The following is a 21594-nucleotide window of genomic DNA, read 5'->3' on the forward strand; positions in this document are numbered from 1 at the left end:
TCGCCCCCCGACGGCTACCCGTCCCCCCGAACTTTCGCGGCCGCCTTTCTCGCCGCCACCAGTACCGGGTCCCACACCGGGCTGAAGGGCGGGGCGTACCCCAGGTCCAGGGCCGTCATCTGTTCCACCGTCAGGCCGGCCGTCAGGGCCACCGCCGCGATGTCGACGCGCTTGCCCGCGCCCTCCCTGCCGACGATCTGGACGCCCAGCAGACGGCCGGTGCGGCGTTCGGCGAGCATCTTGACCGTCATCGGGGAGGCGCCGGGGTAGTAGCCGGCGCGGCTGGTGGACTCGACGGTGACCGTCTCGTACCGCAGGCCGACCCTGCGGGCGTCCTTCTCGCGCAGGCCGGTGCGGGCGATCTCCAGGTCGCAGACCTTGCTGACGGCCGTGCCGACGACCCCGGGGAAGGTGGCGTAGCCGCCGCCCACGTTGGTGCCTATGACCTGGCCGTGCTTGTTGGCGTGGGTGCCGAGCGGGACGTGCCGCTCCTGGCCGGAGACCAGGTCGAGGACCTCGACGCAGTCACCGCCCGCCCAGATGTCCTCGTGGCCGCGCACCCGCATCCCCAGGTCCGTCAGCAGGCCCCCGTGGGCACCGAGGGGCAGTCCCGCGGCCCGGGCGAGCGCGGTCTCCGGGCGGACGCCGATGCCCAGGACCACCACGTCCGCCGGGTACTCGGCGTCCTCGGTGAGCACCGCCCGGACCCGGCCGTCCTCCCCGGTGCGCACCTCGGTCACCTCGGCGTCGTCGACCATCGTGATGCCCAGGCCCTCCATGGCCTCGTGCACCAGCCGGCCCATGTCCGGGTCGAGGGTCGACATCGGCTCGCTGCCGCGGTTGACGACCGTCACCCGGAAACCGCGCTTGATCAGCGCCTCGGCCATCTCCACGCCGATGTAGCCGGCGCCCACGACCACGGCCCGCCGGCCACGCGTGCGCGTGAGCGTGTCGAGCAGTTCCTGCCCGTCGTCCAGCGTCTGCACGCCGTGCACACCCTCGGCGTCGGCCCCCGGCATGTCCGGCCGGACCGGACGCGCACCCGTCGCGACGACGAGCTTGTCGTACGACGTCCAGGACTCCGCCCCGGAGTCGACGTCACGCGCGCGTACCCGCCGCCCGGCCACGTCGATCTCGGTCACCTCGGTACGCAGGCGCAGGTCGATCCCCCGCGCGCGGTGCTCCTCGGGGGTGCGGGCGATCAGGTCGTCCCGCTCCGTGACGTCGCCGCCCACCCAGTACGGGATGCCGCACGCGGAGAAAGACGTGAAGTGCCCGCGCTCGAAGGCCACGATCTCCAGTTCCCCGGGCCCTTTCAGCCGGCGGGCCTGGGACGCCGCGGACATGCCCGCGGCGTCCCCGCCGATCACCACCAGCCGTTCACGCCCCTGACCCGTGCCGCGCCCGCTGTCGCTCATGCTCATGCGAACACGCTAAGGGGTCCTTGCACCCTGCCCGCCTGGGCCGCGCGGCCTGGCACCGCACCTCGCCGCGCTGCCGGAAAGCCCCGGTAGCTCCGCTACAGGGACTCTCCGGTGCCGTGCGATGCACGGCACCGGACCACTGGGCCTGACCAGGCGCTCACCGTGCGAGGACCCCTGAGGGGTGCTCGCACCCTGCCCGTCTGATCAGGCGCTCATCGTGCGAGGACCCCTGAGGGCAGCCGCGGTTCACTCCTGCCCGGGCTCATCCGGCCGCGTCCGGACCCGACTCCGGATCAGCCGCGTCCGGCGCCGGCCGCCGAACAGCCGCAGCCACACCAGCAGCAGCACCAGGCCCGCCGCGGCGAACGGCAGCACCGCGGCGCACACGACGGCGATCCACCGCAGCGTCGTCACGAACGCGTCCCAGCCGCCGGACAGCGCGTCCACGAACCCCGGGTCGTCGTCCTGCGGCTCGTCCTCCACCGGCGTCGCCGACAGCGTCAGCGTGATGGTCGCCAAGCTGGTGCGGTCCTTCAGGGACGCCTGCTGGGCGAGCAGCGCCTCCAGGTCGGCCTGGCGGCGGCTCAACTCGCCCTCCAGGGTGACGACGTCGCTCAGCTGGGTCGCCCGGTCCATCAGCGCGCGGACCCGGGCGACACTGGCGCGCTGCGAGGTGATGCGGCTCTCGACGTCCACGACCTGGTCGGTGACGTCCTGCGCCTTCGCCGTGCGCTCCAGGAGCTTGCCGGAGCCCTGGAGGTCGTTGAGGACGGTGTCGTACCGCTCGACGGGGACGCGCAGGACGACACGGGTCTGCTCGCCGCTGTCCTCGTCGCGGGTGGTGGTCTCGTCGCCGACGTAGCCGCCCGCGGCGGCGGTGGTGGCGCGGGCCCGGTCGAGCGCCTTGCCCACATCCTTGACCTGCACGGTCAGGGACGCCGTACGGATGATCCGGTTCACGGGGAGCTTCGGTGCGGCGCCGGGCTTGGCGTCGCCCGCGGCCGAGCCGGCCGCGCCCCCCTCGGCCGCCTCGGCGGCACCGGCGTGCGCCTCCCCGGCGGCGGCCTTGTCCTGTGCTGTGGAGCCGGCCCCCCTGTCGTCGCCGGCGCCGCACCCGGCGAGGGCGAGACCGGCGGCGAGCAGGACCGCCGCCAGGGCGTGGACCGGCCGCGGCGGACGGCGTGTGGGTGAGGTGCAGGGTGTGCGTCGTGTGCGCATGCGGGCGTTCCCCCCGAGGGTCGTCGGACCACTGACGTCTCTTCGACGCCCGAGCGGGGCGGGACGTTGGGGGAAAACGGTTCCGATGAGGTCACGGTCGGGACGCGGACCGGACACCGGGGCGCGGCGGGAGCGTCGGTGGGGTCTGGGAGAGTGGGGTCATGAGCGCAACGGGTACGAGCACGGGGCACGCCGTCGTCGTCGGAGCCGGGATCGCGGGCCTGGCGGCCGCCCACCGGCTGCTGGCGCGCGGCGCGCGGGTGACCGTGCTGGAGGCGTCCGACCGGGTCGGCGGCAAGCTGCTGCCGGGCGAGATCGCGGGCGTCCGCGTCGACCTCGGCGCCGAGTCGATGCTGGCCCGCCGCCCCGAGGCGGTGGCCCTCGCCCGTGAGGTGGGCCTCGCCGACCGTCTTCAGCCGCCCGCCACCGCCACCGCCTCGCTCTGGACCCGCGACGCCCTGCGGCCCATGCCCAAGGGCCACGTCATGGGCGTCCCGGGCACCGCCTCCGCCCTGGCCGGCGTGGTGTCCGAGGAGGGTCTGGCCCGGATCGGGCGCGACGCCGACCTGCCCCCCACCGAGCTCGGCGAGGACGTGGCGGTCGGGGAGTACGTGGCGGCGCGCCTCGGGCGTGAGGTCGTCGACCGTCTCGTCGAGCCGCTGCTGGGCGGGGTCTACGCCGGTGACGCCTACCGCATCTCGATGCGTTCGGCGGTCCCGCAGCTCTTCCGGGCCGCCCGCACCCACACCTCCCTGACCGAGGCCGTCCGCGACCTCCAGGCCGAGGCCGCCGCGAACGCGCAGACCGGGCCGGTGTTCATGGGCATCGAGGGCGGCGTGGGCTCGCTGCCGCTCGCGGTCGCGGAGTCGGTGCGCGCACGGGGTGGCGAGATCGTGACCGGCGCCCCCGTGACGGAGCTGCGCCGGACGACCCCGTCCGCCGGGAACCGAACGGCCTGGCGGGTCGTCGCCGGGGACCGCGTCCTGCACGCCGACGCGGTGGTCGTCGCCGTCCCCGCGCCCGCCGCCGCCGCGCTGCTCGCCGCCGAGTCGCCCGCTGCCGCCGCCGAGCTGCGCGCCGTCGAGTACGCCTCGATGGCGCTGGTCACCCTCGCCTACCGCCGCGCCGAGGTGTCCCTGCCCGACGGCAGCGGCTTCCTCGTCCCGCCCGTCGACGGCCGTACCATCAAGGCGTCGACGTTCGCCTCCCAAAAGTGGGGCTGGATCGGCGACGAGGACCCGGAGGTGGTCGTGCTGCGCACCTCCGTCGGGCGGTACGGCGAGACGGAGATCCTCGGGCGCGGGGACGACCACCTCGTCGACGTCTCCCGGCGGGATCTGGAGGCGGCCACCGGCCTCACCGCCACGCCCCTGGCGACCCGCGTCACCCGCTGGACCGACGGCCTGCCCCAGTACCCGGTCGGCCACCACGCGCGCGTGGCCCGCGTCCGCGAACACGTCGCCGCGCTTCCCGGACTCGCCCTCTGCGGTGCCGCCTACGACGGCGTGGGCATCCCGGCGTGCGTGGCGAGCGCCCACGCGGCGGTCGACCAGATCGGTGGTGACCTGCGCGCCGTGCGGGAACTCACCGCCCACCCGGTGCAGAGCCTGCACGGCGGAGCGGGAGAATGAGAACCATGAGTGACGACGCCCCCACCACCGAGCCCGGCCGGATCCCCAACAAGGGCAAGCTGGCCAAGGACCTCAACGAGGTCATCCGCTACACGCTGTGGTCCGTCTTCCGGCTGAAGGACGTGCTGCCCGAGGACCGCACCGGCTACGCCGACGAGGTCCAGGAGCTGTTCGACCAGCTCGCCGCCAAGGACGTGACGATCCGCGGCACCTACGACGTGTCCGGTCTGCGCGCCGACGCCGACCTCATGATCTGGTGGCACGCGGAGACCAGCGACCAGCTCCAGGAGGCGTACAACCTCTTCCGCCGCACCCGGCTGGGCCGCGCGCTGACGCCCGTCTGGTCGAACATGGCGCTGCACCGCCCCGCCGAGTTCAACCGCTCCCACATCCCGGCGTTCCTCGCCGACGAGACGCCCCGCGACTACGTCAGCGTCTACCCGTTCGTGCGCTCCTACGACTGGTACCTGCTGCCCGACGAGGACCGCCGTCGCATGCTCGCCGACCACGGCAAGATGGCCCGCGGCTACCCGGACGTGCGCGCCAACACGGTCGCCTCGTTCTCCCTCGGCGACTACGAGTGGATGCTGGCCTTCGAGGCCGACGAGCTGTACCGCATCGTCGACCTCATGCGTCACCTGCGCGCCTCCGAGGCCCGGATGCACGTCCGCGAGGAGGTGCCGTTCTTCACCGGCCGGCGCAAGTCCGTCGCCGAACTGGTCGAAGGCCTCGCCTGATCAGCCCTTCGCCGCCGGCACCGCCGCCCTCTCGGGGCGGTCCGCCGTGGTGGGGCGGTCCGCCGGGCTCGGCTCCGGGTGCGGTGCGCAGGCCGCGCGCCGCACCGGCAGGCGGCCCTCCAGCAGGTACGCCTCCAGGTGGCCGTTGACACAGGCGTTCGGGCCGCCCGCGATGCCGTGGGTGCCGGCGTCCCGCTCGGTCACCAGCACCGAGCCGGTCAGCCGCCGGTGCATCTCCAGCGCCCCGTCGTAGGGCGCGGCGGCGTCCCGCTCGGCGGCCAGGATCAGCGTCGGCGGCAGCTCGCCCGGCCCGGTCCGCACGTCCAGCGGCTTCTGCCGGGGCGCCGGCCAGTACGCGCACGGCAGATTCGCCCACACGTTGTCCCAGGTCTCGAAGGGCGCCACCCGCGCGAGCCGGGTGTTGTCCCGGTCCCACACCGCCCAGTCCGTCGGCCAGGGGGCGTCGTTGCACTCGACGGCCGTGTAGACGGCGTGCGCGTTCTCCGCCTCCGCCGCGGCCTCGGCGAGCGGCGCGGCCAACCCGATCAGCGGCTCGGCGTCGCCCTTCAGATACGCCGACAGCGCCTCGGCACGCGAGGGCCAGTAGTCGTCGTAGTAGCCGGCCTGCAGGAACGCGCCCTGCAACTGGCCCGGCCCCACCTTCCCGCCGGCCGGCTCGACGGCCAGCCGGGCCCGCGCCCGCTCGTAGCTGCGCAGCACCGCCTCCGGCGTCCGGCCCAGTCCGTACACGCCGTGGTGGCGGGCGGCCCACTGCCGGAAGTCCGCCCAGCGGCTCTCGAACGCCACCGACTGCGCGAGGTTGTTGCGGTACCAGATCTGCGCGGGATCGGGGTTCACCGCCGCGTCGAACACCATCCGCCGCACGTGGCCCGGGAACAGCGTCGCGTACAGCGCCCCGAAGTAGGTGCCGTACGAGGCCCCCATGAACGTCAGCCGCTTCTCCCCGAGCGCGGCCCGCACGACGTCCAGGTCCCGGGCGTTGTTCAGCGAGGTGTAGTGCCGCAGCGCGTCGCCCGTCCGCTGGGCACAGCCGCGCGCGTACGCCTTCGCCCGCGCGATGCGCTCCCTCTTGTAGGCCTCCGAGGGGTGCGTCGGCGCCGGTGAGGGGCCCTCGAGGAACCGGGCGGGGTCCTGGCAGGACAGCGGTGCCGAACGGCCGACCCCGCGCGGGTCGTAGCCGACGAGGTCGTAGGCGGCGCCGATGCGCTGCCACTGCGGCAGCAGACCGGCCAGCGGGAAGTACAGCCCGGAGGCGCCCGGTCCGCCCGGGTTGAACACCAGCGCGCCCTGCCTGGGCACCCGGCGCTTGCTGTTGCGCGGGTCGCGATGGGTGGCGGGCACCCGGCTGACGGTCAGTTCGATCTGCGTACCGTTCGGCCGGCTGTAGTCGAGGGGGACGCCGACCGTGCCGCACCGCATGCTGCCGGGCACCTCGCGGGCGTCCGCGCACGGTCCGAAGTCGATCCCCTCGGCGGCGGCGCGGGCCGCGGCCACCGCGACGCCGGACGGCCTGCCCGTGTCCGGCGCCCCGACCGCCGGACCGGCACAGAGGGACGTCAGGAGCAGGGCTCCGACGGCCGGGTGGAGGACGGAAGCTCTCATCGGGGGTCCCTTCGGTGCGCGGCGGCGACAGAAGGGATGTTTGGTGTGCCGGTCGGTCAAGGCAAGCACCGTGGGCGGGTGTCGGTCCCCATGCCCCCTGTGCGCCACCCGAGGGGCCCTCACGCCCGTCGGCAGGGCTCCCGGTGCGCGAGAGTCGCACGCGGGTTCGGTCCGCCGGTGGCGCGGATCCCCGTGGACGGCGACGGAGTCCCGAACAGGTGCTGCGGTCGTCGCGGCGCGCGGCGGGGGAGGGTCTCCAGGAGACGCGGTCCGGTGGGGGGCCCGGCGGGAGCACGGCTGCACCTCCACCCGGACGAGGGTGCCAGGCAACTCAGGTTCCCGAGCCCGAGGGCCCCTGAGCCCGACGGCCCGACGTGCCCGACGCGTCCGAGGCCCGAGGCGTCCGCGAGCCCGACGCGTCCCGAAGTCCTGAGTTCAAGGCCCCCGGAGTCCGAGGGCCCAACGCGTCCGTGGGTCCCTGAGCCTGACGACCCGACGCGTACGAGGATCCCCGCGTCCGACGGCCCGCCGTCGTACGAGGATCTCCGCGTCCGACGGCCCGCCGAGTCCGACCGCCCGAGCCTGCCCGACTGACGGCGCGTCGGCGGCCCGAGGGCGCGTCCGCCGGCCGGTCCTCAGGAACCGTCCCGCGCGGGCGGCGGCCCGGTCGCCGCGGGCGGAAGGGTGTAGTCCGGGGTGGGCGAGGGCGGGACCGGCACGAGCGGGACGACCTTCCCGGGGCCGGCCCCCGGGACCGGTGAGGCGGAGCCGCCCGTCGCGGAGGACGGGCCGGCGGCCGTCAGGTCCCTCGCCAGGGCGGCGAAGTCGACGTACCCGGTGGCCTCGAGGACCCTGATGTGGTCCAGGACCGTGGTGTTGGCGTCGTCGGCGAGCCCGCGCACCAGCGCGTTCTGGGTGCCGGCCCGCACCTGGGCGACGACGGAGAACACCCGCCCGTGCGCGAGGCGCAGGACGTTGGCGAACTTCCGGTCGTAGTCCACGCCCTGTGCCGCGTCCAGCTCCTCGAGCCAGCTCTTCTGCTGCTCGCTGGGCTCGCTCGGCAGCGCCGCCCCGAGCTGCGCGGCGACGGTGCGCACCCGCTCGTCCAGGAAGGCGTGCCCCTCCACGAGGTGCCGGCCCGCCGTCCGTACGGCCTCGGTGGTGCCCTTCGTCTGCGCCTGCCGCCCGGCCGGCAGCTCCCACAGCCCGGCGAGGCGCACCTTGGTGAGGAAGTCCCGGTCGAGTCCGGTCAGCGGCCCGTACAGCGTCGCCACCGTCGTCTCCGCGTTCAGCACGTCCACGGTCGTCGCGGGCGGGTCCTCGTACGACCAGAGCGGAAGGACCAGGGCCACGAGGGTCGCGGCCAGGCCCGCCACGATGAGCCCGGTACCGCTGAAGATGCCTCGGCCCTGGATCGGGGGTCGCGGTCGCATGGTGCCTCCTGCTCACGGCACCGCACACCAGTGCGCTTCGGGTGCGGGACCGACATATTACTGCGGCGTCACTCCGCTCCCCGGAACCCGGGTGCCACGGTCCCGGGCCCGAGGCCCCCGGCCCACGATTGCCGTCCCCGCGGTAATCCGGCCCCATCCCGGTCGTGACGGCCGCAGTCTCGTCACCGTCGCGTCGACGTCACGTCGTCCGCACCTCGAAGACGGGAGCCCCCATGTCGTCCGCCCTGCCCACCTCGTCCGCCCTGCCCACCTCGCCCGACCCGAACGACCTGTCCGCCCTGTCCGCCGAACTCGCCGTGCTGCGGCCCCGGATGGACGCCGTCAGCCTCGCCGTCCACGGGCGTCCCGAGCTGAAGTTCGCCGAGTTCCACGCCCAGCGGGTGCTGACCCGCTGGCTCGGCGAGGAGGGTTTCACGGTGACCGCGCCGGCCGGCGGCCTCGACACGGCGTTCGTGGCCGTGCACGAGGGCGCGACGCCCGGCCCGTTCGTCGCCGTCCTCGCGGAGTACGACGCGCTGCCGGGCGTCGGCCACGGCTGCGGCCACAACCTCATCGCCGCCGGGGGCGCCGCCGCCGCGATCGCCGTCGCGCGCGCCCTGCCCGCGCACCCCGGCACGGTCGCCGTGATCGGCACGCCCGGCGAGGAGATGGGCGGCGCGGGCAAGGTGCGGCTTGCGGAGGCCGGGGTCTTCGACGGCGTCGACGCTGCCGTGATGTTCCACCCCGGCGACCGCTGGCTGACCGGCCGGCCCGGCCTCGCGGCGGCGCACCTGAGGATCGCGTTCAGCGGGGTCAGCGCCCACGCCTCCGTCTCGCCGTGGCGGGGACGCAGCGCGCTCGCGGCGGCCCAGCTCTTCCTCGCCGCCCTCGACACGCTGCGGCAGTTCGTCCCGCCGACCGCCCGCCTGCACGGCATCGTCTCCGACGGCGGGCAGGCGCCGAACGTGGTGCCCGCCCACGCCGCCGTGGACCTCTACGTCCGCGACCGCACGGCCGCCTCCGCCCGGGCGCTGGTCGAGCGGGTGCGGGCCGCGGCCGAGGGCGCCGCGCTCGCCACGGGGACCCGCGCGGAGGTCACCGAGACCGGCCCGCTGTACGCGGAGCGCCGCAACAACGCGGTGCTCGGGGAGCGGTTCGAGGCGGCGGTGCGCGCCCTGGGCGCGGACATCGGCCCCTTCGACCCCGACAGCCCCGCCGGCTCCTCCGACATCGGCAACCTCTCCCTGCTGATGCCGGTCATCCACCCGTACGTCCAGATCGCCGAGCCCGGCACCCCCGCCCACTCCGAGGCGATGCGCGAGGCCGCGGCGACGCCCCTCGCCCACGACCGCACCCAGGTCGCCGCGACCGGACTGGCCGCCGTGGTCGTCGAGGCGCTCACCCACCCCGGGCTGCTGGAGGCGGCCCGGGCGGAGTTCGCCGCGGGCTCGGACCCGGACGCGACGGCGTGAGCGCCTACACTCCCGCCCATGTCGGTCGTGATCGTGCTGGAGGGGGCCGCCCCCGACCGCTTCACGGTGGCGGTGTCCCCGGCCGCGGAACTCGCCGCGAGCCTGCACGTGCTGACGGAGTACGCCCACCACGCGGAGCACGCGTCCTGGGCCGAGCGGACCACCACCGCCGGACCGCCCGCCTTCCGCGCCGGACTGCGCCGCTTCGCCCCGCTGTGGACGGCGCTGCGCTGGCGGGGCTTCTACCCGGGCCTGGACGCGCCGCTGCCGGCCCTGTCCCCGGACCTCTTCGCCGAACTCACGGCGTACACCTGCGCCAGCGGCTACCGCGGCTTCGACTTCACCCGGGTGCTGCACGACCCGGCGCAGGCCCGGACACTCCGTCAGGCGGCCTGCGCCCTGCCCGACCCGCACCCCGCCCTCGCCGAGGACCTGCTGCGCGACCCGGAGCGGCTGCGGGCCGACCTCGTCGACTTCCTCGGGCTGTGCCGCCGGGTCTTCTTCGACGACCTGTGGGCCCGCACCGAGCCCGAACTGGCCCGGGCCGCCCACCGCGTACGGCAGCGGCTCGCGGACGAGGGCCCGGTCGCGGCCCTGCTGTCGCTCAGCCCCTCCGGCGTCCGCCCGGCCGGACCGGCCCGTGTCGTCCTCGACAAGGTGCACCACACGGTGATCAACCCGGCCCGTACGCCGCTCCTGCTCATCCCCACCCGGTTCGGCGCACCGCACCTGCTCGTCAAGGACGAGCCGCGCCTGCCGCCCGTGGTGCACTTCCCCGTGGACGGTCCGGAGGTCGGCGTCACCCTGGCCCGCAGTCGCATGCTGGCGCTCACCGACCCGCGCCGGGTGCGGTTGTGCCGGCTCATCGCGCGCCAGGCGATGACCACCGCCGATCTGGCCGACCGGTTGTCGATGACCCGTCCGCAGGTCTCCCGTCACCTCCGGGTCCTGCGCGGCCTCGGTCTGGTGCGCGTGGAGCGCCACGGCCGGTACGTGCACTACGGCCTCGACCTGGCCGCCGTCGAATGCATCGGCCGGGACGTGGCGACCGCACTGCAGTACTGAGACCCGACAGCACGGGAAGGGCCGTCCGATGAACCCTCGCTACCCGGTGCTCGGCCACCGCGAGCTGGGCCCGTTCCACCCGTGGAACCGGTGGAGGCAGCGCTGCCGGCCGCTGACGGCGGGTGCTGGCGTGGTCCTGGTGCACGAGACCGACGGGGTGTACGGCACCGCCGCGGCCGCCCCCGCGCGGGCCGGCGCCGTGACCCTGGTCGACGCCCGGCGCGACGTGCGCGTGACGGTCCGCTGGGAACTGGCGACGACGGACGAAGCGTGGGCCCTGCCCGTGCTGGTCGGCTTCGACTGCACGGTCGTCGACCCGGTGGCGGTCGCCCGCTCCCGCCGTGCCGACGGCCGCTGGACGGCCCGGCAACTGCTGTCCCGGGACCAGAGACCCCGGACCCTGGACAAAGTCCACTGCGTCGACGACGTGACCGGCCTGGAGAACTCCCTCACCGCGCTGCTCGCCCCGCGCCCGGCGCACCGGGAGATACCGGGGTTGCGGGTGCGTCTGGCGGGAGTGGAGGTGGGGCCCCCTCGCGTGCTCGGCGTCGACGAGGCGTGACGGCACCCGAGCGGGCGGCCCGGCTCCTGCGGCCGCGAGCGCCGCAGCTCGCGGCCGGCCGGACCGGCGGGTCCCTGCGCCGCACGGGGCGGGGGCCGCCCGACGGGGGCCGCCGCGCCGCACCCGGGCGGGCCGCTCGGGCGGGGTTCCGGACTGCTTCCCGGGCCGGGGTGGGGGTGGTCCGGTTGCGGTGGTGTGTCATCGCCCGGCCGGTGCGTGTGCCGTCCGCCCGGGTCGTGGGCGCGGTCTCGGTGTCGCCGGGTGGTCCGGTCACCGCGGCGGCGGTTCGCGGCTCGTGGGGGTGGCCCGGTTGCGGTGGTGTGTCATCGCCCGGCCGGTGCGTGTGCCGTCCGCCCGGGTCGTGGGCGCGGTCTCGGTGTCGGCACCGGGTGGTCCGGTCACCGCGGCGGCGGTTCGCGGCTCGTGGGGGTGGTCCGGTTGCGGTGGTGGGGTCACCGCCCGACCAGCGCGCGTCCCATGCGCCCCAGCCGCGAGCGCGGCTTCGGTGCCGGCCCCGAGCGGTCCAGCCACCACCGCCGCAGCTCGCGCCGGGCCCGGCCCTCCGCGAGGCCGCCACCGAGCAGGACCCGCTCGGCGAAGTCCAGGGCGTCCCGGCGGTAGCCCGCGCGCATCGGGTGGGCCTGGGCGTAGGCGAGGAACGCGGGCCGGTAGCCGGGGCCGAGGATCACCGGCAGCTCGGGGGCGACCTTCGCCACCACGTCCGCCCGTTTGGCGGCCAGTGCCCGGGCCTGCACCCCGACGCGGACCCGGTCGAACCCCTCGGGCACCGGCGTCCCGGCGACCAGCGCGGACAGCAGGGCGGCCTGGGAGAGACCGAGACGCTGGCGGGTCGCCTCGTCGACCGGCGCCTCGGCCGCCCGGGAGGGCGCGACCGCACCGCCCGCCGCACCGCCCCGCATCCGGGCGCCGATCTCCACGGCCTCCCGGATCGTGGCCAACTCCCGCTCCAGTTCCGCCGGTTCGGGGAAGTTCTCGTCGCGCTCCAGCAGCACTCCCGGCGGGGACACCCGGGAGGCGAGGTCGGTGAGCACGTCCAGGACCGGGCGGGGCACCGGGTGGGCGTGGCTGTCGTGCCAGACGCCGTCCCGTTCGAAGCCGCCCGCGACATGGACGTACGCGATGGCCTCCAACGGCAGTTCGGCGAGCGCCTTGGCCGGGTCCTCGCCCCGGTTGACGTGGTTGGTGTGCAGGTTGGCGACGTCGATGAGCAGGCGCACTCCGGTGCGGTCGGCCAGCTCGTACAGGAACTGGCCCTCCGTCATCTCCTCGCCCGGCCAGGCGAGCAGCGCGGCGATGTTCTCCACGGCGAGCGGAACCGGCAGCGCCTGCTGGGCGATGCGCACGTTCTCGCACAGCACGTCCAGCGCGTCCCGGGTGCGCGGCACCGGCAGCAGATGCCCGGCCTCCAGCCGCGGCGAGGCGGTCAGCGCGCCGCCCGCCCGGACGAACGCGATGTGTTCGGTGACCAGTGGCGCGCCCAGCGCCTCGGCCCGCTCCGCGAGCGCCGTCAGCCGCCCCTCGTCGGGCCGGTCCGCGTCGCCGAGCCCCAGCGAGACGCCGTGCGGGACCACGGTGACCCCACGCTCGCGCAGCCGCAGCAGGGAGTCGGGGAGATGCCCGGGGCAGACGTTCTCGGCGACGACCTCCACCCAGTCGACTCCCGGCATCCGCTCCACGGCGTCCGCGATCTCCGGCCGCCAGCCGATTCCCGTCCCGAGTCGCGTCATGGTCCCCTCCTCCATCCGGCCCCCTCCGTGGTGACGGGGATATGACCCCGCCGTCCCGACCCGAACCGCCCGCCGCGCTCCTTCAGAGCAACATTTGAGGTTCGGCGGCGGCCGGCGTCAGCGCAGGGCCGGATGGTCGGCGACGACGGTGCAGCTCCCGGGCGCGATCTCGGTGAACCCCGCGTCCCGCACCAGCGGCAGCCCGCCGGCGGTCAGCTCCCGCCACCGCCGCGGCCGCGCCGTGCGCACCGCGAGCGGGAACCCGGCCTCGCGCCACGCCGTCCGCTGCTCGTCCGTCAGTTCCCACCAGGCGAGCTGCGCCCCGTGCCCGGCCTGCGCCATCGCCTTGCCCGCCGACATCTCCACCTCGGGGCTCATCCACAGCACCGGCGCTCCCGGGTCGGCCGCCGGCGGAGGCTCCGGATCGTCGAGATCGGTTCCGGACACCTGGAGCTTCGCCAACTCCTTGGGCCATCCGTCAAGCGGCACGGGCGGGAACACCCGCACCTCCGCCGCCTTCCCGGTCACCGTGATCCCCGGCAGTGTCCCGGCCCGCCGCCACTCGGCCCCGCGGGCCCGCCGCACGACCTTGCGGATCCGCGCGTCCTGCCAGTCCCGCATCGCCCGCGCCCACTCCCCGTCCCCCAGCGACCGTGCGTCGCTGAGCATCACGAGCACGGCACGGGCGGCGGTCTCCAGGGCGTCGGTCCGGGCGGGCGGCTCGGCCTTCTCCAGCCGGACGACGAGGGGCAACACGAACTGCTGAGCCCGGTCACGCGGGTTCGGCTCGGTGTGGAAGGGGCTGTCACTCACGTGGCGCAGGGTACCTGCACGCGCGTACGAGAGGATGCCCCCCATGGAACGCGCAGTACGTCTCGACGACGTGGGCCGCCGCTACGGCGTCCGCGGCCCGTGGACCCTCCGCGCCGTGAACCTGTCCCTCGCGCCGGGCACCCTGACCCGCGTCGAGGGCGCCAACGGCACCGGCAAGTCCACCCTCCTCCGTCTCCTCGCCCGCATCGACGCCCCGTCGGAGGGCCGGATCACCGGCCGGCCCCGTACCGCCTACGTACCCGAACGCTTCCCCGCCGCCCTTCCCTTCACCGCGACCGGCTACCTGACCCACCTCGGCACCGTCCACGGCCTCGGCCGCGGCGCGGCGCGGCGGGCCGCCGTCGAGTGGCTGGAGCGCTTCGGGGCCGCCGCCCACGCCCGCACCCCGATGTCCCGGCTGTCGAAGGGCACCAGCCAGAAGATCGCCGTCGCCCAGGCCCTCCTCGCCGAGCCCGAACTGCTCGTCCTGGACGAGGCGTGGACCGGTCTGGACACCGACGCGCGGGCCGAGCTGGAGCGGGCGGTCGCCGAGCGCACGGCCGCCGGCACGGCCGTCGTCTTCGTCGACCACGACCCCCGTCGGCTCGCGGGCACCCCCGACGCCGTGTACACGGTCCGCGACGGCGGCCTCCACCGCCGTCCGCAGGCCTCCGCGTCGCCGGTCGGCCCGCACGCGGTGGTCGTGGCGCAGGGGCGGCCCGGCGGACCGCTGCCCGCCGAGGCGCACCGGCTCGCGACCGTGGCCGAGGAGGTCGCCCCCGGCACCCACCGCCTCACCGTGGCCGCGTCCCGCTCCGACCTCCTGCTCCGCGCCCTGCTGACCGCCCGCCCGCCGTTCCACGTCGTCGGCGTCGACCAGGTGAGCGTCCCGCACGACCCTGCGGCCGAGGACAGCCGATGACCGCCCTCCTGCGCTACCAGTGCGCCCTGCTCGTACGCTCCCAGCGCTGGCTGCCGCCGTTCCTGCTGTACGCGGTCTTCCTGGGCGTCGGCGTGCAGGGCGGGCAGCCGGTGCTGGACTCGCTGGGCTACGCGGCCGCCGCCGTGCTGCCCGTCGCCGCCTGGCTGGTGCGCGTCTGCGTGAGCAACGAGCCCCCGGCGGCCCGCGCGGTCGTGGCCGCGGCGGCCGGACCCGCGCGGGCCCACCTCGCCGCGCTGCTGGTCGCGCTCGGCACCGCCACCGTGCTCGGAGTGGTCGCGACGGCGGTGGTGACGCTGATCAGCGACCCGGTGAGCTCCGACCACCAGCTGCGCGTGCCGCTCGCCGAAGCCTGCGCCGCGGGTCTGCTCGCGGCTCTGACCTGCGCCCTGCTCGGGACGGCCATCGGCGCGCTCACCGCCTGGCCGGTGCTGCGCTCACCCGGCCGGGCGGTCCCCGCCCTGCTGCTCGCGGCCCTGCTCGCACTGGTGGTGGCGGGTTCCCCGGCGCAGGCCGCGGTCCAGGCGCTGGTCACCGGGTCGCGGTCGGCGACGGTCAGCCCGCCCGTCCTGCCGGTGCTCGCGGCGACACTGGTGACGGCGGTGGCGACCGCGGCCGCCTGCCGGCTCACCGCACGCCGGTCGTCATCCTGAGCAGGCCGTGCGCTGCGCCTCCTGCCACTCGCAGACCGGACACAACGTGATCCCCTTGTACGACTCCGGGTACTCGGTGGGCTCCCGGCACAGCACGCACTCCGCGTACGGCGGTCCGTCGGCCCTGGGCGGCCTGGTCGCGTCGATCAGGCAGTAGGCGTTGTCGCTGTCGTCGCTCATGTCTCCAGCGTACGAGTGCGGGCGGCGCTCACCCCCGGCCGCCGGCGGCCCCGATCAGCTCGGACACCTTGACGAACCGGTAGCCCCGCCGGCGCAGCTCGGGCACGATCGCGCGCACCGCCTCCTCCGTCGTCGGAGCGGCGCTGCGCGTGCAGTGCATGACCACCACCGACCCCGGCCCGACGCCCTCCAGCACCTGCCGGGCCACGGCGTCCGCGTCCGTCGCGAACGCGTCGCCGCTCACCACGTCCCATTGCACGGCGGTGACGCCGGCCCCGGCCACCGCGCGCAGCGCCCGCCGGTCGTAGCAGCCGCCGGGGAAGCGGAAGTACGGCTTGGCGTCTGGTACCCCGACCGCGCGGAACGCCGCGTACGCCCGTTCGACGTCCGCCCGCATCCGGTCCTCGGGCACGGCCGGCAGGCCGTAACAGTCGTCGGTGAAGGCGAAGTGGCTGTAGGAGTGGTTGGCGACCTCGAAGAGGGGATCGCGGCCGATGGAGCGGGCCTGGTCCGGGTACTCCTCGGCCCACCGGCCCGTCATGAACACGGTGGCCGGCACCTTCAGCGTCCGCAGCGCCGCGATCAGCCCGGGGTTGTCGAACCGCTCTCCGGCCGCGGCCCGAGCTCCCTGACCCGCCGTCATGTCGGCGTCGAAGGTGAGGGCGACGGTCCTGTCGCGGCCGTGCGGGGCGCGTGCGAAGACCGGGGTGAGCCCGGCCGGACCCGGTGCCAGCGTCGGCGGACGGGACGGGGCGGCGGGCGAGGGCTGTGCCGGGGCCGGGCGCGCGACCTGCGGAGGCCGGACGGTGCCGCAGGCGGAGAGCGCGACACCGAGGGCGCAGAGGGCGACGAGACGGCGTACGGGAGAGATCACCGTACGAAAATATGACGAGACGTGCGGGTGGTGCGGGGAGGTGAACGCGGGTCCGCGGGCGGTGTCACCCGGGTGGGCCCCCGCCCGCGCACCACCGCGCGAGGGGACTACCGGCGCCAGGGGCCCGTCACCGCGAACGTCGTGCCCGGGGTGTAGCAGTTGACGTACATCGTGCGGCCGTCGGGGGAGAAGGTGACGCCGGCGAACTCACCCCACTCGGGTTCCTCGGGGGTGCCGATGTTCTGGCGGCCGCGGGCCACCGCGTACACCTCGCCGTCGCGGGTGACGCCGTAGACGTGCTGGGCGCCGTTGCCGTCCTCGCACACCATGAGGTTGCCGCCGGGGGCCAGGCAGATGTTGTCGGGGGACTCGCCGGGCAGCCGGATGTCCGTGTCGGGGCCGAAGACGATCACCAGGGTCAGCCGGCGGCGCCGGGGGTCGTAGCGCCAGACCTGGCCGAAGTGGTCGCCCGCCGAGCCCTCCGCCCCGCGGGCGAACGACGACACGAAGTACACGTACCGCCGGCCCCAGTAGCAGCCCTCCAGCTTCTGGGCGTGGGTGATGCCCTTCGGGCCGAAGTCCTGGAGCCGGACGGGCGTGGCGGCCGCGAGCGGGTCGGGCACGTCGACCCACTCGACGTGGTCGAAGGCCGCGCCCGTCTCCTGGATCGAGGACAGGTCCGGCACGCCCGGGACGCGCATCGCCTGGAGCCGGCCGCCCGCGCGCAGCGAACCGACGCCGCCCAGCGGCTTCTCCGGCAGGAAGCGGTAGAACAGGCCGAACGGTGTGCGGAACGCGTCCTCCGTCTCGTAGACGATCCCGCTGTGCGGGTCGACGGCGATCGCCTCGTGCTGGAAGCGGCCCATCGCGGTCAGCGGCACCGCACCGGTGCGGCGCGGGTCGGACGGATCGACCTCGAAGATGAAGCCGTGGTCCTTGGAGTAGCCGTTGGTGCCGGCCCGGTCCTCGGTCTCCTCGCAGGTCAGCCAGGTGTTCCACGGCGTCGGGCCGCCCGCGCAGTTGACGGCCGTCCCGGCGATCGCGACCCGCTCCGAGAGCACCGCGCCGCGGGGGTCCAGCGTCAGCGCCGTACAGCCGCCCTTGCCGGCCGGGTCGTAGGTCAGCCCCTCGACGGCGGGCACGGGGATTCTCGCGTCGGCGCGGTTCTCGTGGTTGCGGACCAGGTGCACGCGTCCGCCCCGGCCGGGCAGGGCCGTCATGCCGTCGTGGTTCGACGGCACGGCGCCCTCGCCGGAGCGCAGCCGGTCGCCCTCGCGGGAGAGGACCCGGTAGCGGAAGCCCTCCGGCAGGTCGAGCAGTCCCTGCGGGTCGGGGACGAGGGGGCCGTAGCCGCCGTGGCCGAGGTCGTCGGCGGCGGCGCTCTGCGGGAACAGCTCGGGCAGCGCGCCGGCGAACACGATGCCCGCGCCCACGGCGCCTGCGCCGGCGAGCATCTGACGTCGGGTCGCGGCGGGACGGGGTTGCGACATGGGGTGACCTTCCTGCTGGCGGACAGGGACGGTGACCCCGCCGTGTCTATCACCCCTCGCGCGCCCCGGGAACCACGCGCGTAGCTCGTGTCACCGCTCCACGCCGTGCGGCACGGACGGCTGTTGCTGGGCCTTCTCCAGGAAACGCAGCAGCTCCACCGGGAAGGGCAGGACCAGCGTCGAGTTCTTCTCGGCGGCCACCGCCACCACCGTCTGCAGCAGCCGCAGCTGGAGCGCGGCGGGCTGGTCGGACATCTGCTCGGCCGCCTCGGCCAGCTTCTTGGAGGCCTGGAGTTCGGCGTCCGCGTTGATGATCCGGGCCCGGCGCTCGCGGTCGGCCTCGGCCTGGCGGGCCATGGACCGCTTCATCGTGTCCGGCAGCGACACGTCCTTGATCTCCACCCGGTCGATCTGCACGCCCCAGCCCACCGCCGGGCTGTCGATCATCAGCTCCAACCCCTGGTTGAGCTTCTCCCGGTCCGACAGCAGGTCGTCCAGCTCGCTCTTGCCGATGATCGACCGCAGCGAGGTCTGCGCCATCTGCGACACGGCGAACCGGTAGTCCTCGACGTTGACGATCGCCGCCGTCGGGTCCACGACCCGGAAGTAGACGACCGCGTCGACGCGCACGGTCACGTTGTCGCGGGTGATGCCCTCCTGGGCGGGCACGGGCATCGTCACGATCTGCATGTTGACCTTGCGCAGCCGGTCCACGAACGGCACCACCGTCGTGAAACCCGGTGAGCGGACGCTGCCGACGACCCGGCCGAGCCGGAAGACCACCCCGCGCTCGTACTGCTTGACCACCCGCGCCGCCGCTGCGAGGTACGCGCACCCACCGGCGCCGACCGCCACGGCCGCCGTCAGCAGCTCCTCGAGCATGTCGACCTCTTCCGCCAGAGGCCCGAAACGGATACTCCTGCCACGATATGTCCGTGGCCGGGTCGGGGGCCATGCCCCGACCCGGCCACGAGGGGAAGACGCGCTCGGGCTAGGCCGCCGTCGTCATCCTCACCGGTTCCGTGCCGACCGTGCTGTGCCGCTCGGCCCAGTTCTCCAGCGCCGTCCGGCAGGCGTGGTCGAGGTGGTGCAGACCGGAGAGGTCCAGCTCGACCGGGCGGTCCTGCGGGAGGGACTCCAGACTGTCGAGGATCTTCGGCAGCCTGAGGAAGGTCGCGTTGCCCGACAGGTACGCCTGGACGGGCCCGGCACCCTTGTCGACGATCTCCAGCCTGATGTGCGAGGCCTCCCAGGCCGTCTTGACGACGGCGAGCGCGAGACCGATCAGGACGCCCTCGAACATGCTGACCGCGACGATCGACACGGCCGTGACGACCAGGATCAGCGCCTCGCCCCGGTGGTCACGCCACAGCGACACGAGTGAGCGGACCGGGACCAGCTTGGCGCCGGCGTGCACCAGGACGCCCGCGAGCGCGGCGAGGGGTATGTACGCCAGCACGGTGGGCAGCAGCGCCGCGAACAGCAGCAGCCACACGCCGTGCATCACCCGGGACGCCTTGGTGCGGGCGCCCGCCTGGACGTTGGCCGCGCTGCGCACGATCACCGCGGTCATCGGCAGCGCGCCCAGCACACCGCACACCGCGTTGCCGGTGCCCTGCGCGACCAGCTCCCGGTCGTACTCGGTGCGCGGCCCGTCGTGCAGCCGGTCCACCGCCGCCGCGCTGAACAGCGACTCGGCGGACGCGATCAGCGTGAAGGCGACGATCGTGCCGAGCAGACCGACGCCCGCCAGCCCGCCGAAGGCGTCGAGCGGCGGCGGCTGGATCGAGCCGAGCAGGCCCTGCACCTCGATGGTGGCCACCGGCAGGTTCAGCACCAGCGCGGCGAGCGTGGCCAGCCCGACCGCGGCGAGCGGTCCGGGCACGGCGCGCACCTTCGCCGGCATCCGCTTCCACAGCACCAGGACGGCGATGGTGCCGGCACCGAGGGCGAAGGAGGCCGACGCGTCGGTGTCCCCGATCACGTCCACGAGCGCCCCCGGCAGCCCGATGATCTTGTCGAGGCCGGAGTCCGGCGCCTTGGCACCGACCATCGAGTACATCTGTCCGGCGATCAGCACCAGGCCGATTCCGGCCAGCATGCCCTCGACGACGGAGACCGAGATGGCCCGGAAGTAGCGCCCGAGCTTCAGCAGGCCCATCGCGATCTGGAGCACGCCGGTGACGAGCACGATCACCCCGAGGGCGGGCAGCCCGAACTCCTTCACCGCCTCGAAGACCAGCACGGTCATACCGGCCGCCGGACCGGACACCTGGAGGCTGGAGCCCCGCATGAGTCCGGTGACGATGCCGCCGACGATGCCGGTGACGAGCCCGAGTTCGGCCGGCACGCCGGAGGCCACGGCCACGCCGACGCACAGCGGCAGCGCGACCAGGAAGACGACGAGCGAGGCGGCGAAGTCCTGCTTGAGGTGGGGGAACCTGGATATGGGTCGGTTCGTCTGCTGTGCCACGCCGGCGCTCACAGGGCCTCGAAGGTGTCGGTGTCGATGCGGTGTTCGCGGACGGCGCCGGTGTGCACCTCGTAGTACCAGCCGCGCACCCGCAGCCGTCCGTCCGCCAGCCGCTTCTCGACGCACGGGTAGGACCGCAGCCGCATCAGCTGCGCGAGGACGTGGTTCTGCACGGCCCGCATGACCGTGGGGTCGTCGGGGTCGACCGCCGAGGGCTCGTCCGCGGCGTGCGCGAGCCAGTCCCGGACGGCCGGCACGCCGTCGAGGTCGTCGCCGCGCACCAGCGCGCCGACGGCACCGCAGTGCGAGTGGCCGCAGACCACGACGTCCTGGACGCCGAGTACCTCCACGGCGTACTCGATGGTCGCGGCCTCGCCGGTGGGGCGGTCCGAACCGTAGGGGGGAACGATGTTGCCCGCGGTGCGCAGCTCGAAGAGCTCGCCGGGCCGGGCGCCCGTGATCAGCGCGGGAACGACCCGCGAATCGGAGCACGTGATGAACAGAACCTGAGGGGACTGGCCTTCGGCGAGCTTGGCGAACTCCTCAGGGCGCTGTCCGAACGTGCGGGCGTTGTCGATGAGGGGCTGCATGTCGTGGTGACTCCTCCTGGCGCGTCGTGGGGGACGCGTCGGACGGGCAGGACAGGGGGAACTGCTGTGGTGCTCCCTCTCAGCGGCGGAAGACCTGAAGTGCCGCCGGAGAGCGGTCCGCCGAGGATCTCGACGGACGGTGACACGGCGAGCCCGGCCCGTGGGGCGGGTGGGCGGCCGCGGGATCCAGTGCCCGCGAGGCGCGCTCGGACTCCTGGGAGGCCGAGTCGGCCGTCGCGGTGGAGCGGTGCCGGTCGCGGGTGCGCAAGGGGTCCATGGGCCCCCGTGACCGGTCGCACGCGCGCGACGTGAGGATGTCGTCGCGCGAGGACGTGCCGGAAGGTTTGATTCCGGCCTGGTCCTTGGCCGTGACGTGACGGCCCGTGTGCGCGTGTGCGAAGGGAGACGTCAAGGAGAGGAGCGGAAGGGCCAGCAGGACGGTGGCGAGGATCGAAACCACGGTCCGTACCGTCGTACCTCGCAACATGCGCCCCCCTCGAACACTCCACACCTCTAGTCCAGACCAACGGTTGGTCAATGGCTGGTCAAGAAACACGGTAACCCTGCGACGTTGTTTGCAGGGTTAACTCGGCGTTTCGAAAGAAAGTGCGCCTCAAAAGTGCGGGTCGGGTGGCGAGAACCGACCCTTGACCCGGGTGGGCAAGATC

General features: G+C 74.6%; 19 protein-coding genes. 7 read left to right on the forward strand and 12 right to left on the reverse strand.

What is annotated here, in order from left to right; translation table 11 throughout:
• Nucleotides 1-14: 14 nt before the first annotated feature.
• Together ACZ4YY_RS03505 and ACZ4YY_RS03510 are read right to left on the reverse strand one after the other, a co-directional pair.
• The gene (locus ACZ4YY_RS03505; RefSeq protein WP_468283404.1) at nucleotides 15-1424 is read right to left on the reverse strand and encodes an FAD-dependent oxidoreductase; all 1410 of its coding nucleotides are present in this window, start codon (nucleotides 1422-1424) and stop codon (nucleotides 15-17) included.
• A gap of 246 nt (nucleotides 1425-1670) precedes the next feature.
• Nucleotides 1671-2642, reverse strand: a complete 972-nt coding sequence (locus ACZ4YY_RS03510) for a DUF4349 domain-containing protein (protein WP_468283406.1) — start codon at nucleotides 2640-2642, stop codon at nucleotides 1671-1673.
• Nucleotides 2643-2803: 161 nt separating this feature from the next.
• Between ACZ4YY_RS03510 and hemG the strand changes: the two genes are divergently transcribed.
• A complete protein-coding gene (gene hemG / locus ACZ4YY_RS03515) occupies nucleotides 2804-4273 on the forward strand; it encodes a protoporphyrinogen oxidase (RefSeq protein ID WP_468283408.1) in 1470 nt (489 codons plus the stop codon).
• Nucleotides 4274-4278: 5 nt separating this feature from the next.
• The gene (hemQ, locus tag ACZ4YY_RS03520; RefSeq protein WP_468283410.1) at nucleotides 4279-5010 is read left to right on the forward strand and encodes a hydrogen peroxide-dependent heme synthase; all 732 of its coding nucleotides are present in this window, start codon (nucleotides 4279-4281) and stop codon (nucleotides 5008-5010) included.
• On the opposite strand, the gene ACZ4YY_RS03525 is transcribed toward hemQ, so the two are convergent.
• Together ACZ4YY_RS03525 and ACZ4YY_RS03530 are read right to left on the reverse strand one after the other, a co-directional pair.
• Entirely contained in the window at nucleotides 5011-6633 is a 1623-nt protein-coding gene (locus ACZ4YY_RS03525) for an alpha/beta hydrolase (RefSeq protein WP_468283412.1), read from the reverse strand.
• A 635-nt stretch (nucleotides 6634-7268) separates the two neighbouring features.
• Nucleotides 7269-8066, reverse strand: coding sequence for a DUF4142 domain-containing protein (locus ACZ4YY_RS03530; protein ID WP_468283414.1), 798 nt, complete (start codon nucleotides 8064-8066; stop codon nucleotides 7269-7271).
• Between the two features lie 233 nt (nucleotides 8067-8299).
• Between ACZ4YY_RS03530 and ACZ4YY_RS03535 the strand changes: the two genes are divergently transcribed.
• Genes ACZ4YY_RS03535 through ACZ4YY_RS03545 form a run of 3 tightly spaced genes read left to right on the forward strand, consistent with a single transcriptional unit; the run spans nucleotide 8300 to nucleotide 11165 of the window.
• Nucleotides 8300-9538, forward strand: coding sequence for an amidohydrolase (locus tag ACZ4YY_RS03535; protein ID WP_468283416.1), 1239 nt, complete (start codon nucleotides 8300-8302; stop codon nucleotides 9536-9538).
• An 18-nt stretch (nucleotides 9539-9556) separates the two neighbouring features.
• The gene (locus ACZ4YY_RS03540; protein ID WP_468283418.1) at nucleotides 9557-10603 is read left to right on the forward strand and encodes an ArsR/SmtB family transcription factor; all 1047 of its coding nucleotides are present in this window, start codon (nucleotides 9557-9559) and stop codon (nucleotides 10601-10603) included.
• A 28-nt stretch (nucleotides 10604-10631) separates the two neighbouring features.
• The gene (locus tag ACZ4YY_RS03545; RefSeq protein ID WP_468283420.1) at nucleotides 10632-11165 is read left to right on the forward strand and encodes a hypothetical protein; all 534 of its coding nucleotides are present in this window, start codon (nucleotides 10632-10634) and stop codon (nucleotides 11163-11165) included.
• Nucleotides 11166-11617: 452 nt separating this feature from the next.
• Here ACZ4YY_RS03545 and ACZ4YY_RS03550 read toward each other — a convergent pair whose 3' ends face one another.
• Both ACZ4YY_RS03550 and ACZ4YY_RS03555 read right to left on the reverse strand, forming a co-directional pair.
• Nucleotides 11618-12913, reverse strand: coding sequence for an MbnB/TglH/ChrH family RiPP precursor modification enzyme (locus ACZ4YY_RS03550; protein ID WP_468283422.1), 1296 nt, complete (start codon nucleotides 12911-12913; stop codon nucleotides 11618-11620).
• 117 nt (nucleotides 12914-13030) lie between these two features.
• On the reverse strand, nucleotides 13031-13726 hold the full coding sequence (locus ACZ4YY_RS03555; protein ID WP_468283424.1) for a peptidyl-tRNA hydrolase: 696 nt from the start codon (nucleotides 13724-13726) through the stop codon (nucleotides 13031-13033).
• 43 nt (nucleotides 13727-13769) lie between these two features.
• Here ACZ4YY_RS03555 and ACZ4YY_RS03560 point away from each other — a divergent pair, with 43 nt between their 5' ends.
• Nucleotides 13770-14648: an ABC transporter ATP-binding protein gene (locus tag ACZ4YY_RS03560; RefSeq protein ID WP_468283426.1), complete on the forward strand. Its 879-nt coding sequence runs from the start codon at nucleotides 13770-13772 to the stop codon at nucleotides 14646-14648.
• Entirely contained in the window at nucleotides 14645-15319 is a 675-nt protein-coding gene (locus ACZ4YY_RS03565; protein WP_468283428.1) for an ABC transporter, read from the forward strand. The genes ACZ4YY_RS03560 and ACZ4YY_RS03565 overlap by 4 nt, the downstream gene beginning before the upstream one ends.
• Here the strand turns inward: ACZ4YY_RS03565 and ACZ4YY_RS03570 are convergent.
• The 6 genes from ACZ4YY_RS03570 to ACZ4YY_RS03595 form a co-directional block, all read right to left on the reverse strand.
• Nucleotides 15311-15499 (reverse strand): hypothetical protein, encoded by a 189-nt coding sequence (locus ACZ4YY_RS03570; RefSeq protein WP_468283430.1) that lies wholly within the window; start codon nucleotides 15497-15499, stop codon nucleotides 15311-15313. The genes ACZ4YY_RS03565 and ACZ4YY_RS03570 overlap by 9 nt on opposite strands.
• A 28-nt stretch (nucleotides 15500-15527) precedes the next feature.
• The gene (locus ACZ4YY_RS03575; protein WP_468283432.1) at nucleotides 15528-16373 is read right to left on the reverse strand and encodes a polysaccharide deacetylase family protein; all 846 of its coding nucleotides are present in this window, start codon (nucleotides 16371-16373) and stop codon (nucleotides 15528-15530) included.
• A 107-nt stretch (nucleotides 16374-16480) separates the two neighbouring features.
• Nucleotides 16481-17863, reverse strand: coding sequence for an alkaline phosphatase PhoX (locus tag ACZ4YY_RS03580; protein WP_468283434.1), 1383 nt, complete (start codon nucleotides 17861-17863; stop codon nucleotides 16481-16483).
• Between the two features lie 90 nt (nucleotides 17864-17953).
• Nucleotides 17954-18745, reverse strand: coding sequence for a slipin family protein (locus ACZ4YY_RS03585; RefSeq protein ID WP_468283436.1), 792 nt, complete (start codon nucleotides 18743-18745; stop codon nucleotides 17954-17956).
• Between the two features lie 109 nt (nucleotides 18746-18854).
• Nucleotides 18855-20336, reverse strand: a complete 1482-nt coding sequence (locus ACZ4YY_RS03590; protein WP_468283438.1) for a SulP family inorganic anion transporter — start codon at nucleotides 20334-20336, stop codon at nucleotides 18855-18857.
• An 8-nt stretch (nucleotides 20337-20344) separates the two neighbouring features.
• The gene (locus ACZ4YY_RS03595; protein WP_468283440.1) at nucleotides 20345-20926 is read right to left on the reverse strand and encodes a carbonic anhydrase; all 582 of its coding nucleotides are present in this window, start codon (nucleotides 20924-20926) and stop codon (nucleotides 20345-20347) included.
• Between the last annotated feature and the right edge of the window lie 668 nt (nucleotides 20927-21594).

This window comes from Streptomyces sp. NPDC030143 (assembly GCF_055573695.1).